We start from the raw sequence: 15,822 nt of genomic DNA on the forward strand, positions 1-15,822 counted from the left end.
CAGCCGAAGCCTGGATAACCATCGCCCATATCCGCATCCTTACGCGGCGGCTCGCAAGATATTGCTATCGTTGAACCCTTTTCGAGTCAGACTCTTAGACCAGGGCAATAAACGGGCGCTCCCTTGGTTGGGGCCGGCAGTCCGCCATGGCGCCTATTGCCGCTGTGTCGGCGTCGTCTGACGCCCGCAATGTTGAGCCGTTCTGGAGATTTGCATTGAATGTCGGGGAGATGGGAGGCTGGCAATCTTAATTTCGTGCGCGAGCAAACGCTCAACGCCGTCGGTACCGCAAAGTCCCAATCTCTTTAAGCCAATCGTCGGTCCGCTCTGGCGCTATCTCGGCTTTTCGGCGGCGGAAGATAGATTTCCAGCCGACCTGGAGTGGTGAGTATGAGGACGCAATAAACCGCGCAACGAATTCGGCGGGATCGGGCATATTGAACAATTGCTCGGCCACCATTGGTGGGACGTCGAAATAAGCGGCGTTCCGGCTGTTCGTAAAGTAGATTGTCAAGGTTTCTGTATGCTCATCATAAGTGACTGAACGAACAACTTCGGAATGAAATGATTGCGTTTGCATTTATCCCTCCAGGTTGCGGCAATTTGCCGATGACCTCCCATATAGTCAACTACTCCTTTTGGGCTATGCCGATCATTACAGTCTCAAGGATTGGGAACCTGAATTCCAATCGCTGTATGCCCGACATTTGTGCTCTGACTCGCCCATAAACGTTGCCTTCTGAAGACTTCAGCGAACCTGCCGTGCTAACCAAGGATGGAGGATCACGGGTTTGTAGCGTTAACGACGCCAATCCCCCACGCGCCACATGTTCGTTTAGAATTGGCAACTGGGATCGATCATATCTTCCGCGGATCCTCTTGATTTGCTTGCTCCGATTAGGCGGGCCAGAATGTAAAATCCTTGCTGATCATCCGGAAGGGTTGAGGCAAATACGCCAATGACAACGTTTTTCATGTTTGACAGGGCTCCATCAACGCCATCTGCGACAGCTTTCAACGGGTTCAATTTTGAGAGGTTGTCCGCGGCATAGAATTTTGCCCACCAGCCGCTGTCTTTCAATTTAGTAAATTTGGATCCGCCAATCTCCGTCTTATGGCTCTTCAGCAGGGTACGAAAGCGAGGCGTCGAGCAGCCAATGTGGACATGAAGCCGATCCTGTGTGCGCCAACTGGCGGCGTTTATAGCCAGCGCGAAATCCTGTGGCGGAACTCCCATTGCGCGAAAGCTTATCGCCGCTGATCGTTCGTTCCAGGCATCCTCAAAGTAATTTGGCGCGCCAACCGTCAAAAGACGTGGGTCTTCGATGCCTGAGACGTCAGCGAGCGGCGCTAGAATCGTCCGTTCTTTGTTAGCTGGCTCGCGAAGCACGGCGTATGACGACATGGGATCCTTGTCCTGAACGACTTTCATACACGGGTACGGCGACCCTGTTATGGCAACGTTAATCTTGCAGGCTTCAACAACCAGGCCCAAAGCAGAGCGGCTTTGGAATGAACTGGCGATGATGACGACACTGGCAAGGGAAATCGAAAGCGAGGCAAGTCGTTGCTTCATGGGCGGTTTCAGGTCTCGGACTATATCTGACAGTTTGTATCACATTGGTCTTCTCATTGCACTTTAATCAAATCACGAGCTCATGCTTCGTGAAGGCGCGCGGAAGTGACTTGCCGAGAGTTTCTCGAGAACGAATTGACTGCGTGTTCGCAGGATTACCCATGGCCCCCGAAAGCCGAATTCGGGTACCCTGGACCGGCCGGCCGCATTTGTTGGGGTTGGCAACTGGGGTCAAAAGGATCTCGATTCTCTTCACACTCTACCCGGTATGTCAGTCTGGGCTGATCGAGCGACGAGTTAAGAAACATTATATACCAACTCTGTGGCGCTCGATTGCAGTGATCGAAATTGAAGCGGTTTGATGATTGGCCCTCAATATCGTTACTGCAGGAATACGTTGACGGTGGCGGCCCGCCCCGCAGCGTCAATCACCGTTAGGGTAGAATAGCCGACACCGTCAGGCACCCACTGGCTGATGCGATTTCGGGAGAGATCGGCGAGCGGCTTGCCGTTGGCGAGCCAGCGGAACGGCGCTCTTCCGCCCTGCAGCTTCAGGATCAGCGGCATCATCGAGCCGTTGCCCTCATCGCTCAGTTCCACATGCGCGCCTTCGGGCGGATAGACGATTTGCGGCGCCTGCTCGCGGGCGGAGGCGGACAACAGCCCGTTGGCATCGAGCGAAAACCGTCTCTGGCTCATCGGCAGTTGCGCTTGCGCGATGCGCACCGCGCCTCTCGGCGCCGGCGGCATCGGCGTGAAGGGGACGCCGGATTTTTCAAAACCCTGGAACAGGATGGGCGCTGCGGACATATAGCCGGCAAGGCCGGGCACCGCACCGTTGTCGGGACGGCCGACCCAGACGCCGAGCACGTAGCGGCCGTCATAGCCGACCGACCAGGCATCGCGATAGCCGTAGCTCGTGCCGGTCTTGTAGGCGATGCCGCGCTGAATGCTGCCAACGGGCGCAATGACGCCTGACAGGATATCGGCGACATTCCAGGCAGCGACTGGCTCCAGCAGTGGCTCGGCATCGATGAGCCCCGGCTTCTCCTGGATACCGTCGCCCAATCGGACCGGCTGGCTGCGGTTCGCAAGCCCGGCGTAGAGCTGCACCAGATCCTTGAGCGTGATACCGACACCGCCAAGGCCGATGGCAAGGCCCGGCATTTCGTTGACCGGCAGTGCCGGGCGGACTTCGGCGCGGCGGAAGCGTACGAGAAGACGCGTCGGTCCGACCGCATCAAGCAGGCGGACGGCCGGGACGTTGAGCGAGAGCTGAAGCGCCTGTCGAACCGTCACGTCGCCCTGATAGGTCATGTCGAAATTCTTCGGGCGATAGCCGAAGAAGTCGGCGGGCTTGTCCTCGATGATGGTTTCTTGCGAGATCATCCCCTGCTCGAAGGCAAGGCCGTAGATGAACGGCTTCAGCGTCGAGCCGGGAGAGCGGTTGACGCGCGTCATGTCGATCCAGCCGGAGCGGACATTGTCGAAATAATTGGACGAGCCGACCTCGCCGACGATCTCGCCGGTCGTGGCGTCGGCCATCACCATGGCGACCGAAACCTTCGGATTGAGCTTGGCGGCGGCATCGCGGGCAACGGATTCCAGGCCTTGCTGGATCGAGCGCCGCAGCGTCGTGCGGTGTTGCTCGACCTTTGGCTCCTTGCGCAGTGCCGCTTCCGCCAGATGCGCCGCATAGGCAGGCAGCTGCATTCGCCGCGTCGGGATCGCCGTCAGTTCGGCACGCGTGCTTTCTTCGGAGCCCACCACTTTTTCGACGGCGACGCGTTGCAGCACGCGGCGGCGTGCGGCCTCGGCTGCAGCCAGATTGCGGTCCGGCCGCCGCTTTTCCGGCAACTGTGGCAGCGCAACCAGCAGCGCGGATTGGGCGACCGTCAGTCGGTGTGGCTCCTTGCCGAAATAGGCAAGGCTCGCCGCCCGGATGCCTTCGAGATTGCCGCCATAGGGTGCATGGGTTAGGTAGAGATCGAGGATCTGCTCCTTGCTCAGACGCCGCTCGATCTGGATCGCGCGGGCGATCTGGATGATTTTCGCTGCAAAGGAGCGGCCGCTGCGCGGCTCGATCAGTCGGGCGACCTGCATGGAAAGCGTCGATCCGCCCGAGACGATATGGCCGCTTCTGATCAGCTGAATGGCAGCCCGTCCGAAGGCGAAAATGTCGATGCCGTGGTGGTCGTAAAAACGCCGGTCCTCATAGGCAACCAGCATCCGGACGAATTGCGGATCGACATCCGCGACATCGGTTTTCAGACGCCAGCGTCCATCCCTGGTCGCAAAGGCGCGCAGCAACTGTCCGTCGGCATCGAGAACTTCCGCTGACACGACATTCGCCCTGTCCAACGGCGGCGGATAGGCTCTGTCGGCCGCCTCAAGACCGAAGACGAGGGCCGCTGCAAGAAGCAGCGCGCCCAGGCCTCCAATCGCCAATTTCCGCCAGATCGACATCAGTGTGCCGCCGTGACCTCCATGCGGCCCGTCGCCGTGCGGGCGAAGAATTCAGGCCGGTACATATCCTCGACGTTGGCGCCCGGCTGATCATAGGTGCCGGGCGTAACTGCGCGCACGACATAGGCGAGCGTAACGCTGTCGGTATCCGCATCGTCGGAGCTGTCGTTGCTGTTGGCGCTATCGTCGCTGTTTGCCGAGCCGTCATCGCTGGAATTCACGTCGTTGCCGGCGCTGTCGTCAGCAGTTCCGTGGTTGATCGCCGCCACGAAGCGGTCGTTGCGGAATTCGACATGGGCCGGATGGGTGTTGCCGATCCAGTCGAAGTTCGAGAGCTGGGCACTGTCGACGATGCTCGGATTGTCGATCTCGAAGCCCGCGGGCAGCAGGTCGGTGATCATCATCCGGGTCGGCCAGTCGTTGGCGATCGTGACCTTGAGGACGACAACATAGCGCTCATTTTGCTGAACCTGGCTGATGTTCGCCTGCTCGCCATCCATCGTGTAGTAGGTCTTCTCGATGGTGAAGCCGTTGCTGCTGGCAGGCAGCGGCTGCTTCGGTGCCGCAAGCGTGGTGACGATGGCGGAGACCGGGTCCTTGGTGTCGTTCTTCACGGTTACCGGATGCTGCAGCAACTCGTCACCGGTCAGCCGTGCCATGTAGGCACCGCTGTGGGCTGCGCCGTTGACGTCGAGCTTGAGGTCAGTGTCGCCATCCTGCAGGGCTCGGGCGGCAAGCAGCATCCAGGTCTGTTCCTGGGTGCTGGTATAGTCCGTATGCTGCCATTCCTTGGAGACGATTTTCGTCAGTTCCGGCACGATCGGCGGTACCGGACGGCTTTCGGCGGCAAGCGCCAGAACGGCAGCGCCGTCGCGCAGCGACGAGCCATAGTCCGAGCGCGCGAAGCTGACCTTGGTCACCTGCGCCTGTTCCGACATCTGCAGCGCATCGAGGAAGATCGTCCGCGAGCGTTGGGCATCGCCATAAAGCGCGAGGGCCGCCGCCAGGTGCGCCTTGGAAAGCGGCGTCGGGAAGCTGGCGAGCATCGTGTCGGCATAGTAGCGCAGATCGCTGATCGCAGCCTTCTTGTTGCGGGCAAGGACGTAGATCGCGTAGGCGATCTGCTCGCCATTGTCCTTGATGCTGTTGTCGTATCCGATCGAGTTCTGCAGGTTTTCGAGCGCCTGCACCATGGCCTGGTCAGGCACGGTGTATTTCTGCTCGCGGGCCCGCGTCAGGAAATCGGTGACATAGGCGTCGAGCCAGAGGTCTCCGGAGCCCGGCGCCCAGAGGCCGAAGCTGCCAGTGGAGGACTGGTAAGAGAGGACGCGGTAGATGGCATCCTGCACCCGCTTCTGCGTGTCGGGATCATCGGGCAGGCCCGATTTCTTCGACAGTTCGCTGAGGTAGAGCAGCGGCATCGCCCGGCTCGTCGTCTGCTCGGCGCAGCCGTAGGGGTAACGGTCGAGGCTCATGAGCAGCGAGGGGATATCGAAACTGTCGGCGCGGGTCACATTCACGCTGACCGAGGCATCGGGAAGGATGCTGTCTGCCAGAAGATTGCCGTCGATCGTCAGGCTGTTGCCGGGCTTGATCGTCAGCGGACGACGCTCGGCAACCGGTAGAGAGGACGGACGCACCGGGATGTCGAGCGACCGATCAAGCGACATCCCTGATGTATTGGATAGCCGCACCGTGATTGCGCCGTCGCCGGGCTGGACGCCCGTCAGCGGCAAGGTCAGTGAGGTCTTCTTGCCGGCTTCGAGATTGAGCGTCTGCGAGGCCGCAGCCTGATCGATATTGATGTCGGAATTGCTCGACACCTGCAGCTGATAGGTGCCGGGTGGTGCATCGGTGTCGGTCACTTCGAACAGAAGCTGCGACTTGTCTCCCGGTGCCAGGAATTTCGGCAGGCTGGCCGTGACCACCACCGGATCGCGGATGATGACGTCAGTACTAGCGTGCCCAACGCCTGTCTTTGACCAGGCGACGGCCATGACGCGCACGGTGCCGTTGAACTGTGGAATGTCAAAGCTGACATTTGCCTTCCCGTCGGCGTCAAGCTTCACGGGGCCGGAGAAGAAGGCAACGAGTTTCTCCTTCGGCGGCGAGCCGTTCAGCGCCGGTGCTGCGCCGTCGCCGCCCGTCCTGAGACGACCGGTCGCGCCGAGCGAGCCGTCGATCAACCGGCCGTAGAGATCGCGGATTTCGAGGCCCAGCTGGCGCTGGCCGAAATACCAGCCATCAGGGTTTGGAACGTCGTAGCGGGTGAGATTGAGAATACCGACATCGACGGCGGCAACCGTGACATAGGCTTCTTCGCCGACGCCGGCGCCGCTGACCTGGACGGGGATGTTCAGCGCCTGTCGCGGCAAGGTCTTGTCCGGCGGCGTGAGCTTGATCGCAAGCTTGCGCCCGGCCGGGTCGACCTTCAGCCACTTGATGCCGATTGCGCGCATCGGCATGCGGCTCTCCTGGGCTTCGCCGGGCCTGAAGAGCGTCGCGGTGATATAGGCGCCTGCACCCCACTTGTCCGTTACGGGGATATCGACTTCACCACCCTCGGCGGGAATGCTGGCCGTCTCGGTCGCAATCACATTGTCGGTGCCGACATTGATCAGCAGTTCGCCGGCAAAATGGGGCGAAACCTTCAGCTTGGCGGTCTCGCCGACCGCATAGGTGTCCTTGTCGAGGCCGATTTCCAGCGCGTCGGGAGTTTCCGTCGAGGATGTGGCGACGTACCAGCCGGCATCGAACTGCACGCTTGTCGTCGGCCCGTCGGTTGCTCCGGTCTCGACCGAAAGCTGATAGCGGCCCCAGCCGACCGGCGTAGAAATATCGGCGCCGTCGGCGGTCACGTCGACCGAACCGTTTGCGACCTGCTTGGTCGTCGTGACGGATTCATATTTCCAGGCGGTGCCGTCGCGATACCACTGGTAATTCTGTTCCAGCTTGACGAGTTTCCATTTCAGGCCGGACATGGCCTGCTTCTGGCCCGCGGCGTTGACGGAGATGACATGGAAGTGGCCGACCGAATTCTCGGCAAGGTCACCGGAGAATTCAGGCTTGATGCCGATGACAGAGCCTTGCGATTTCACCGGCAGCGTCAGGGATCGCTCGACGGCCCGGCCGCCGGCCTCCTGCATGCGAACCGTCACATCGGCGTTCAGCAGCTGTGTTGTCGAGGGAACATCCGTCAGCCCGACATCGAAAGTGGCGTGACCGTTGTCATCGAGCGGCTCGAGATTGTCGAGCGGGATGCGGGTGTCGTCGCTGGCCTGTTCATCGACTAGGCCGAACTGATAGCCGGGGAAATCAGCATTCTGGCGGGTCGTCTTTAGAACGACTTCGCCTTCGAGATTGAGGCCGGCAGCCGGTGCGCCATAGAGATAGCGGCCATCGACCGTAACAGGCACAGGCGTGCCGACGTCGAGCGCTTTGGCGTCGCTTTTCAGGTCGAATTCGGTGCGATCCGGCACGAAATCATCGACCAGGAACTGCGCCGAGCCGATCGCCGTTCCCTTGGGGTCGGTATAGATCTGCATCGTCCAGGTGCCGCGCATGGCATTGGGCTGCAGGGGCAGATCAAGCGTATAGCCGCCGAGCGTGCCGTTATTGACGATACGCCGGTCCTCGACGCCATCAGGACGGTTGAAGACGAAGGTCAGCGGCAGGTTCTCGACCGCATTCTGGGCCGTGTCGCGGGCAAGCGCTGACGCATGCACCGTTTCGCCGGCGCGGTAGATGCCGCGTTCGGTCCAGGAGAGGACGTCGATTGCGCCCGGCGCCGTGCGCCCGGTGACACCGCGGTCGGAGAGATCGAAACCGGCGCGGGTCATGTCCAGGAAGACGTAGTCCTCGTCACCGGTCTTTGCCGTCATGACGGCCGGTGTCAGCGATGCGGTCCCACGCATCAGGCCGGCGGTGAAGGTGGCGTGACCGTTTGCATCAGTCTTGGCCGTGCCGAGCACTTCGTTGTTCTTGGCAAGCAGCTGCAGGTCGACATTGGCAAGCGGCTTGGCGGTCGCAAGCGAACGGGCAAAGACATTGAGCCCATCCGTGCCGGCATAGGTCGAAAGGCCGATATCGGACACGACAAACCATTGGGTCGCCTGAGAATCCCATTCCTGACCGGGTGCATTCGGCAGCGTGGCGGTCAGCACATAGATGCCCGGCTTGCGCTGCGGCAGAGCCTCGTCGACCGGGAAGCTGGTCACGACATCCTTGTTGAGTTCGCTCTTGATATCGATCGAGCCCTGCCAGACCAGCTCGCCGGACTCGTCCTGAATGCGCTGCGCGCTATAGCCGTCGAGCTGCGTCAGGAACTGGGAGCTCGTCAGAAGCGGCGCGATGCCGCGATCGCCGATGCGATAGAGTTTCAGATTGGCCGTCGTTGCATTGACCGAGATCAGCGGAATACCGCGGCGCACGGCTGACGGCAGGACGAAATTGTCGCCGGTGAAATGCACCAAAGCCGAACGATCCTTGACGTAGAGATCAAGGTCGACCTGGCCTTCGAGGCTCTCATCGACGGAAGAGGGCAGGCCCGCGCGCAGCGACAGCTTGTAGCGCTCGCCATGGGTCAGGCCTTCGACACAAATCTGCTTGTCCTTGGATTCGACAGCCTTCGGTACTGCACCGTTCAACAGCACGAAGGGCGCGTAATCGATATTCTTGACCAGGTTCTCGGAGAACTGGACGCAGGCGCGGGGTGTGGCGCTGTCATTGTCGATCGAGTTCCCGATCACACGGAAGCCCTGACGGGTGCGCAGATCGTTATAGGTGGCGGCAACGGTCTTCGAATTCACCAATGCGAGGCTCGCCTTGTAAGCGCTGAGTGCTGTGCGGTAGCTCTGGGAGTTCTGCAGGGCGGTCGCCATGACCGCCAGTGCGTCGGCGCGGTTCTGCGTGGTCCGGCTCAGCTGGTAGCCGTTGAGCGCCGCCAGCGAGGCCTGGACGGCCGCCTCGGAGTCGTTGGAGACGGTGTTGATCGCGCGGGCCATCTCGACCCAGAGATCGCCGTCGTCGGGCGTGATCGCAAGCGCGCCCTTGAAGGCGGTCAGCGAATTTTGGATATTGCCGGCGGTCAGCTCAATCCGCGCAAGCGCAATCAGGCTCTCCAAGCCTTGCGTCTTCTGCTGGTCGGTCATCGCCAGGTTCGCCTTGGCGTCGCGGGCGTCCTGAACCATCTTGTCCGTGATGAAAGGTAGGGCGGGAGCCGCGCCGATATCCGGATCGCCGCTGGCCTCGACCACCTTGCCGGCAATCGCTCCGGTAAAGCTGTTGAGCTTGTTGAAGTCCGATTTCAGGAAGCACCACTTCACCTTCGGATTATAGGTGAAGGCCCGACAGGAATGGTCGCCGCTGCAACTCGTCTCGCATTGATCCAGCGTGACATTCTGCTCGGTCCTCAGATCGAAACCGAAATAGTCTCCATCCTGGGTCGTAACGATCTTGCGTGCCGGCTCCGCTGCCATCGCGCCTGACGGCGCCGTTAGGGAAAGAGCTGCAAGGAAAAGAGCCGAAAGTCCGATGAACGCGCGCTTAGACATAAGTCCCCCCAACGCAGGCCGTTTTGGATGGCGGATACTCGTCAAAATACGAGAAGATTGTCAACTTAATTAGAGGGGACTCCAACTTCATCTTAGCGTGTTGTTCGCCGTCAGGCTTTATCGTTGCCATCCCACACGCTTCTTGTTATTCGAGGCTTTCTGCAGACGATTATTCCCCACAGGCATCCCATGTTTTCGCGACCGACCGATCAGGTTCCGAGCCCGCTCGCCGGCATTGCCTTGGCGTGCATCGGCTACTCCCTTTTTGCGATGCAGGACGCCGTGGTCAAATGGCTGGTGGCGGACTATGAAGTTCCGCAGATCCTGTTCATGCGCAGCATCATCATCACAGGCTTTGCGGCGTTCATGGTGTGGCGGCAGCGCCATCCTTCTATCCTGAAAAGCCCGCACCGCAATTCGCTTCTGCTGCGTGCGCTATTGATGTTCATGGCCTGGCTCGCCTTCTACTCGTCGGCGCGGCATCTGGGGCTGGCCGAAATCACCACCATGTATTTCTGCGCGCCCGTCATGGTGGTCGTGCTGTCCATCTTCATCCTCAACGAGAAGGTTGGGCCTGTTCGCTGGCTCGCCTGCATCGGCGGCTTTGTCGGCGTGGTCCTTGCCGCAAACCCGACGCATGCGCCGAGCCTTATACCGGCCGGCATGGTTCTGTTTGCGGGCTTCTGCTGGGCGTGGAGCGTCATTCTTGTTCGTCTCGTCAGCCGCACGGAGAGCACGCTGAACCAGATGATGGCGACAAGCTTCTTCTTCGTCGTTGCGTGCGGGATCATGCTGCCGTGGACATGGAAGACACCGGACCTTTTCGGATGGTGCCTGATGATCGGGCTGGGCTTCGTCAGCGCGGCCGGGCAGTATTTCCTCTATGAGGGCTTTCGCTACGCGCCCGCCTCGACGCTGGCGCCTATAGAATATAGCGGCCTCGTCTGGGCCTTCCTCTATGGCTATCTCATCTGGGCCGAAATTCCGGCCATCAACGTCTTTGCCGGGGCGTTGCTGATCGTGGGATCAAGCCTTGGCTTGATCCTGTGGGAACGGCGCCTTGTCATCGCGTCGCGGCGTGTCGCCGGATAATGTAAAGCCGCGCCAGATGCGGTGGCGCGGCGGGTCGATTGGCCGATAGCAAGCCGTCAGTTCAGCGTTTCGTCGAAGAAAGTCAGCAGCCGCTTCCAGTGGCGGTCGGCGCCGGCCTCGTTGTAGACGCCATGGTCGGGAACGGTCCAGCCATGGGCCATGCCGACATAGTTTTCAATCACGTGGTCGACGCCTGACGTCCGCAGCGCCTCTTCCAGACGGGTGGATTGTTCCGGCGGGAAACTGTTGTCCACACCGGCAACGCCGATATAGACCCGGCCCTTCATCTTGTCGGCAAGGCGGTGCGGGCTGTCTTCCGCATCGCTGGCGAGATTGCCGCCATGGAAGCTTGCGGCAGATGCCACGCGGTCAGGGTAGCTTGCAAGAGCCGTCAGAGCGCGGGCGCCGCCCATGCAATAGCCGACCGTGCCGACCGGACCCTGAGCACCCGCCGAAGCGAGCGCGTCGAGAAACGCGGCCGTATCGTTTTTCGTCATCTCCTGGCTGGTACCATGCAGCATCTTCAGGATTTCCGCGCGGTGGGCTTCGTTCGAGAAAGAATTTCCTGAGAACGGGCCGTAAGCGCCGAAGCGGTAGAAGAGATCAGGCAGGAGGACGATATAGCCGGCATCCGCAAGCTGCTGGGCCATGCCGTAGAGCGAGTCCCGCGGTCCCATCGCGTCCATGTAGAGAATGACGCCCGGCGCTGCCCCGGCAACCTCTGCCGAGATATCCGAACGAAAGATGCTGGCCTTCGCCGTGCCGTCGGCTGCGCTGATTTCAATATCTTGCTTCATGATGAAAATCCTTATGAATGCAGTTTGGAAGGACATTGCGCTCGCGACATCATTGTCAAATGACAGCGGCTCGCTCAAGGTTGCGGCGATCGCTACTCCGGCAAATCGATCGGAATGGACTTCACGAATGCATGATCGCCAAACGCGGTTGAGAAAAGGAATGGATCGATGACGGACAGATATCCACCTCGCTCGCTGGCGGGATTGTCGGTGCTCCTTCAGGCCGGAGCGCTTGATCCAAGGACCCTGGCTGAGGAAACGCTGGATGCAATCAGGCGTCACGACGATCCATCGATCTTTGTCGCCCTGACAGCCGAACGGGCGATGGCGGAAGCCGAAGCCGCCTCGGCACGCATTCGCTCCGGACGCTCGCTCGGTTTGCTCGATGGAATCCCGATCGCCTGGAAGGACCTGTTCGACCTTGAGGGCATGCCGACGACAGCCGGTTCCGTCATCCTGGCGGATGCCCGGCCCGCTGCGAGTGACGCAGCCGTCGTTGCGGCTTTGCGGCAGGCGGGCATGGTTGCCGTCGGCCGGGTGAATATGAGCGAGTTCGCCTTCTCCGGTCTCGGCATCAATCCCCATTACGGCACGCCGCGGAATCCGGCTTCGACGGACGCGGCACGCCTGCCGGGCGGCTCTTCGTCGGGGTCGGCTGCCGCAGTCGCCAGCGGTCTCGTGCCGGTCTCGATCGGCACCGATACCGGCGGTTCCGTTCGCATTCCCGCCGCGTTCACCGGGATCGTCGGATATAAGGCGAGCCGCGGACGTTACTCGATGAAGGGCGTATTTCCCCTGGCGACGAGCCTCGATTCACTCGGGCCGCTGTGCCGGAGCGTACAGGACGCGATCTGGATCGACGCGGCCATGCGCGGCGCAACACCATCGCCCGCTCGCAGCATAGCGCTGTCCGACATATCGCTGGTCGTCCCGCAGACGGTTGTTTTCGAGGATTGCGAAGAGGAAGTGGTTGTCGCATTCGAGGCAACCATCGCCCGCCTGGAGAAGGCTGGGGTGCGGGTAAGGCGCCAGCCCATTCCGGCCTTTGCGGAAATCTTCGAGGTGATGGGCAAGCGTGGTCCACTTGTGACTGCGGAGGCCTTTGCCCTTCATCGCGAACGCCTTGCGGGACCTGGCGCGGGCACGATCGACCGGCGGGTCGTTGCGCGCTTGCGCTTGGGCGAGAAGATCACGCTTGTCGATTACCTCGAGACGCTTGCCGAGCGCGAGCGTCTGACCGCCGAGGTGGAATCCATGATTGGCCCGAACGAGATCATCGCTCATCCGACGGTTTCCCATGTCGCTCCGCTCACTGCTCCGCTGCTTGAGGACGATGATCTCTTCGTCAAAACCAACTTCAAGACGCTTCGCAACACAATGATCGGCAATTTCCTGGACTTCTGCGGGGTTTCCATTCCGTGCGGCAAGGGATCGGCCGGACTGCCGGTGGGCTTCTTGCTCTCGGGAGTGCGTCACAACGACGATCACCTCATGAAGACGAGCCTTGCTCTGGAAGAGACGATCCGCGGCGCCGATTGAGCGAGATGAGGCGTGCGGATACCCCATTTCTAGGGTACTGCCGTAGGATGTCATCTGGGTACTTTCTTTGGCACTGAAGGTCGATGTTGCATGTCGAGAAAGAAGTAGGCAAGAGCCCGATGAAGTGCGGTGGCGTTCCCGTGATCTTCGAGCCAATGTCTACCGCTGCTGTTGCGGCCTCGTTCCAGCTCGCGCTTTGTCGATTTGCCGGAACCTCGCTCTCAGTCTGATCAGCATGCAGCCGGCCGCTCCGTCCGATCTCTATGGACTAATTATCTCATTTTTGATATATTCTCCGCATGTGGATCGTTGAAAAACCTTGAATGCCGCCGTCGATGAGGAAATTACCTCACTTCCGAAAGACTTACGCGCACGGCTGGTCTGGGTGACGACACTGATAGAGAGCGTTGGTCCTGAAAGGCTGCCGCACGACACGGTGAAACACCTCGAAGGCAAGCTCTGGGAAATCCGCGTGAAAGCGGCAAGCGGGATTTCTCGTGCGATCTATGTCACCGCTACAGGAAAGCGTGTCGTCATTGTCAGGGCGTTTGTGAAAAAGACACAGAAGACACCGCAACGCGAACTTGAATTGGCCCGTGAACGGGCAAAGGAGGTCAAATGACCAAGATGAAAGATCTTCATGCCGAATGGATGAAGGATGCAGACTACCGGAAGGAATATGACGCGCTCGAAGAGGAGTTCGCGCTGGCGGAGGCTGTGATCAAGGCACGGGTGAATGCGGGCCTGACGCAAGAAGAGCTGGCGCGGCGCATGGACACTTCGCAGAGCGCCATTGCCCGTCTTGAAAGTGGGAGGATGAAGCCCTCCGCTAGGACGCTTGAGCGTTTCGCCAAGGCGACGGGAACGCATTTGCGTATCACGTTCGAGCCAATGAGTGTCGCTCCCTCCGCACGTTGAAACGAACGACGATATCCTCGGGCAGCTTAACTTTAATCAGGTGGCATGGGAACCGTTGGAGAGGCAATTCCGGTCTATCATCTGCTTCGGACAAGCCAGCCGTCTCTTGAAGGCTTTCAAGATAGGTGATTGCGTCCGCACTATTCGAAATGATCTGACACTCGAACAGTTTGTCCAGGGCGATACTTTTTGCGGAAATGAGGGAATGAAGTGGGCGTTCCGTGAAAAACGCGCGGCAATGGGCAAGTGCAGCGGTCGCATGATTGAAATCGTACAAATCATTGCCCGTCAGCCGTCGGCGCTTGTCCCATCTAATGGCCGCGTGGAGCCCCGCTTGGACATAAATCGACGGCAAGCGGCGTCTCGCATCCTTATTTGATTTGAGTGTATGAAACGGGAGATTATACGCCATCCGGCGCATCTCGATCTACTCCGCCGATTCCTTCGCCAAAGCCCGTTCCCCGGCTGCGGGATTCATTTTGTGGATGATATTGGCAAGCATGTCTGCATGGACATCCGCAGCACCTTGAATCTCAATATCCAAAACGCGTTGGAAGCTTTTTATTGTATCTGCATTGTCAGCTATTCCAGCATTCAATATTGCGGCGACATCGTCGAGCTTGAGTTCCTGTGCATTTGGAGGATCGGATATCATACCGACCATTTTGAAGACGGCACATGCGGAGCTGGTCGGCGATCGAGGCGTCGCGATTGTCGGAAGAACAGCTTCGATTTGCATCCTTCGTGGGACATGAGCTGAAGGATCAGCGCGGAAGCGGTCGTAAGCAACTGAAATCGAAAGGAAATGATCGGCGTCCGCCTGTGCTGATGCACGCGTTATGGAGCGTGCCAGCGAAGTAAAGCGTACGCTGGCGTCGTAGAATAACCTACGGAATTTCCTCGAAATCGGCTCCTGGCGCATTTGAACGCCTCGGCGGCCGTTCTGTGTTCGCCCTTTGTCGAGACAGACAAACTTTGCACGTAACTCATGGTGCCGTAGTGCATTTGGCGATACAAGATATTATCTTGCCTGCAAGGAGATAAGTCATGGCCGCCACCGCCGAACGTAAGGAATATCCGATCTCGATGCGTCTGCCTGAAGCGGATGTCGCAATGATCGATCGTGCGGCAAGCCTGCGCGGCCGGTCGCGCACCGATTTCGTGCGGGACGCGGCTGTGCGCGCCGCCGAGGAGATCGTCATGGAACAGGGGCTCATCCGCATGACCCCCGAAGGGTTCGCCGATTTCATGGAGATCCTGTCCCATCCGCCGACGATCATTCCAGAAATCGTGGAAGTGCTTAAGCGGCCCGCCCCATGGGAGTCCGGTTACGAGCCGAAGCGGTGAGCTGTGGCTTTATCGGCTCCAGAACCGCTTACCGCTGCGCATGATGTTTCCGAATTTTCCTGCGGCAAGTCTACGCTCGACCATTGGCTGAAGACGCGCGCGCTTTCCAATCAGGAAAAGGGCTTCACAGCGGTTCTCGTCGTTCACGAATCCAGGCGCGTCGTCGGGTACTACGGGCTGGCGCCGACGGCCGTCATCCCTTCGATCATGCGGCGCTCCATCCGGACCGGGCAACCGCCCGATCCGGTTGCCTGTCTTCTTCTCGGCCAGCTTGCCACCGACACGGAATGGGCCGGGCACGGTATCGGCACAGGTCTGTTGAAACATGCCCTTGAGCGTTGCGTCCAGGCGGCGGCTCTGATCGGCGGGCGCGCATTGATGGTCAATGCCGTCGATCACGAAGCGGCTCAGTTCTGGCAGCGCCGGGGTTTCACGCCCTCGAAGGACGATCCGCTCGTGCTGTTTCGCTCGATCGCTGCAATTGCCGCATCGCTGGCGGAAGCACGGCAGTGAAAGCAAGGCAGATAACCTGAAG

At 59.9% G+C, this 15,822-nt stretch carries 12 protein-coding genes; 6 read left to right on the forward strand and 6 right to left on the reverse strand.

The window, feature by feature from the left end; genetic code table 11:
* Positions 1-271: 271 nt before the first annotated feature.
* From EV561_RS31165 to EV561_RS31180, 4 genes are all read right to left on the reverse strand, one after another.
* Positions 272-580 carry a KTSC domain-containing protein gene (locus EV561_RS31165; RefSeq protein WP_132527790.1) on the reverse strand — a complete coding sequence of 103 codons (309 nt, stop codon included), beginning with the start codon at positions 578-580 and terminating at the stop codon, positions 272-274.
* A gap of 255 nt (positions 581-835) precedes the next feature.
* Positions 836-1,576: a CDP-diacylglycerol diphosphatase gene (locus EV561_RS31170; RefSeq protein ID WP_132527791.1), complete on the reverse strand. Its 741-nt coding sequence runs from the start codon at positions 1,574-1,576 to the stop codon at positions 836-838.
* Between the two features lie 381 nt (positions 1,577-1,957).
* Complete coding sequence (gene pbpC, locus EV561_RS31175; protein WP_132527792.1) at positions 1,958-4,042, reverse strand: penicillin-binding protein 1C; 2,085 nt, start codon at positions 4,040-4,042, stop codon at positions 1,958-1,960.
* Entirely contained in the window at positions 4,042-9,594 is a 5,553-nt protein-coding gene (locus EV561_RS31180; RefSeq protein WP_132527793.1) for an alpha-2-macroglobulin family protein, read from the reverse strand. Before EV561_RS31180 ends, pbpC begins: the two co-directional genes overlap by 1 nt.
* A 189-nt stretch (positions 9,595-9,783) precedes the next feature.
* Between EV561_RS31180 and EV561_RS31185 the strand changes: the two genes are divergently transcribed.
* Complete coding sequence (locus EV561_RS31185; RefSeq protein WP_132527794.1) at positions 9,784-10,686, forward strand: DMT family transporter; 903 nt, start codon at positions 9,784-9,786, stop codon at positions 10,684-10,686.
* Positions 10,687-10,742: 56 nt separating this feature from the next.
* Here the strand turns inward: EV561_RS31185 and EV561_RS31190 are convergent, their stop codons facing one another.
* A complete protein-coding gene (locus EV561_RS31190; RefSeq protein WP_132527795.1) occupies positions 10,743-11,483 on the reverse strand; it encodes a dienelactone hydrolase family protein in 741 nt (246 codons plus the stop codon).
* Between the two features lie 168 nt (positions 11,484-11,651).
* On the opposite strand from EV561_RS31190, the gene EV561_RS31195 reads away from it, so the two are divergent.
* From EV561_RS31195 to EV561_RS31205, 3 genes are all read left to right on the forward strand, one after another.
* On the forward strand, positions 11,652-13,022 hold the full coding sequence (locus EV561_RS31195) for an amidase (protein WP_132527796.1): 1,371 nt from the start codon (positions 11,652-11,654) through the stop codon (positions 13,020-13,022).
* A 319-nt stretch (positions 13,023-13,341) separates the two neighbouring features.
* Positions 13,342-13,644, forward strand: coding sequence for a type II toxin-antitoxin system RelE/ParE family toxin (locus EV561_RS31200; protein WP_207910626.1), 303 nt, complete (start codon positions 13,342-13,344; stop codon positions 13,642-13,644).
* Entirely contained in the window at positions 13,641-13,940 is a 300-nt protein-coding gene (locus EV561_RS31205) for a helix-turn-helix transcriptional regulator (RefSeq protein WP_132527797.1), read from the forward strand. Before EV561_RS31200 ends, EV561_RS31205 begins: the two co-directional genes overlap by 4 nt.
* Before the next feature lie 427 nt (positions 13,941-14,367).
* Here EV561_RS31205 and EV561_RS31210 read toward each other — a convergent pair whose 3' ends face one another.
* Entirely contained in the window at positions 14,368-14,862 is a 495-nt protein-coding gene (locus EV561_RS31210; RefSeq protein WP_132527798.1) for a hypothetical protein, read from the reverse strand.
* Between the two features lie 125 nt (positions 14,863-14,987).
* On the opposite strand from EV561_RS31210, the gene EV561_RS31215 reads away from it, so the two are divergent.
* Positions 14,988-15,287: a DUF1778 domain-containing protein gene (locus EV561_RS31215; RefSeq protein WP_132527799.1), complete on the forward strand. Its 300-nt coding sequence runs from the start codon at positions 14,988-14,990 to the stop codon at positions 15,285-15,287.
* Between the two features lie 3 nt (positions 15,288-15,290).
* Positions 15,291-15,800: a GNAT family N-acetyltransferase gene (locus EV561_RS31220; protein WP_132527800.1), complete on the forward strand. Its 510-nt coding sequence runs from the start codon at positions 15,291-15,293 to the stop codon at positions 15,798-15,800.
* The last annotated feature ends 22 nt before the right edge of the window (positions 15,801-15,822 follow it).

The organism is Rhizobium sp. BK376 (assembly GCF_004341625.1).
Lineage (GTDB): Bacteria > Pseudomonadota > Alphaproteobacteria > Rhizobiales > Rhizobiaceae > Rhizobium.

What these genes read in the sequence shown, in the direction of transcription:
- EV561_RS31165 (WP_132527790.1), bottom strand. Translation starts at nt 580, where the DNA reads ATGCAAACGCAATCATTTCATTCCGAAGTTGTTCGTTCAGTCACTTAT.
- EV561_RS31170 (WP_132527791.1), bottom strand. Translation starts at nt 1,576, where the DNA reads ATGAAGCAACGACTTGCCTCGCTTTCGATTTCCCTTGCCAGTGTCGTC.
- pbpC (WP_132527792.1), bottom strand. Translation starts at nt 4,042, where the DNA reads ATGTCGATCTGGCGGAAATTGGCGATTGGAGGCCTGGGCGCGCTGCTT.
- EV561_RS31180 (WP_132527793.1), bottom strand. Translation starts at nt 9,594, where the DNA reads ATGTCTAAGCGCGCGTTCATCGGACTTTCGGCTCTTTTCCTTGCAGCT.
- EV561_RS31185 (WP_132527794.1), top strand. Translation starts at nt 9,784, where the DNA reads ATGTTTTCGCGACCGACCGATCAGGTTCCGAGCCCGCTCGCCGGCATT.
- EV561_RS31190 (WP_132527795.1), bottom strand. Translation starts at nt 11,483, where the DNA reads ATGAAGCAAGATATTGAAATCAGCGCAGCCGACGGCACGGCGAAGGCC.
- EV561_RS31195 (WP_132527796.1), top strand. Translation starts at nt 11,652, where the DNA reads ATGACGGACAGATATCCACCTCGCTCGCTGGCGGGATTGTCGGTGCTC.
- EV561_RS31205 (WP_132527797.1), top strand. Translation starts at nt 13,641, where the DNA reads ATGACCAAGATGAAAGATCTTCATGCCGAATGGATGAAGGATGCAGAC.
- EV561_RS31210 (WP_132527798.1), bottom strand. Translation starts at nt 14,862, where the DNA reads ATGCGCCAGGAGCCGATTTCGAGGAAATTCCGTAGGTTATTCTACGAC.
- EV561_RS31215 (WP_132527799.1), top strand. Translation starts at nt 14,988, where the DNA reads ATGGCCGCCACCGCCGAACGTAAGGAATATCCGATCTCGATGCGTCTG.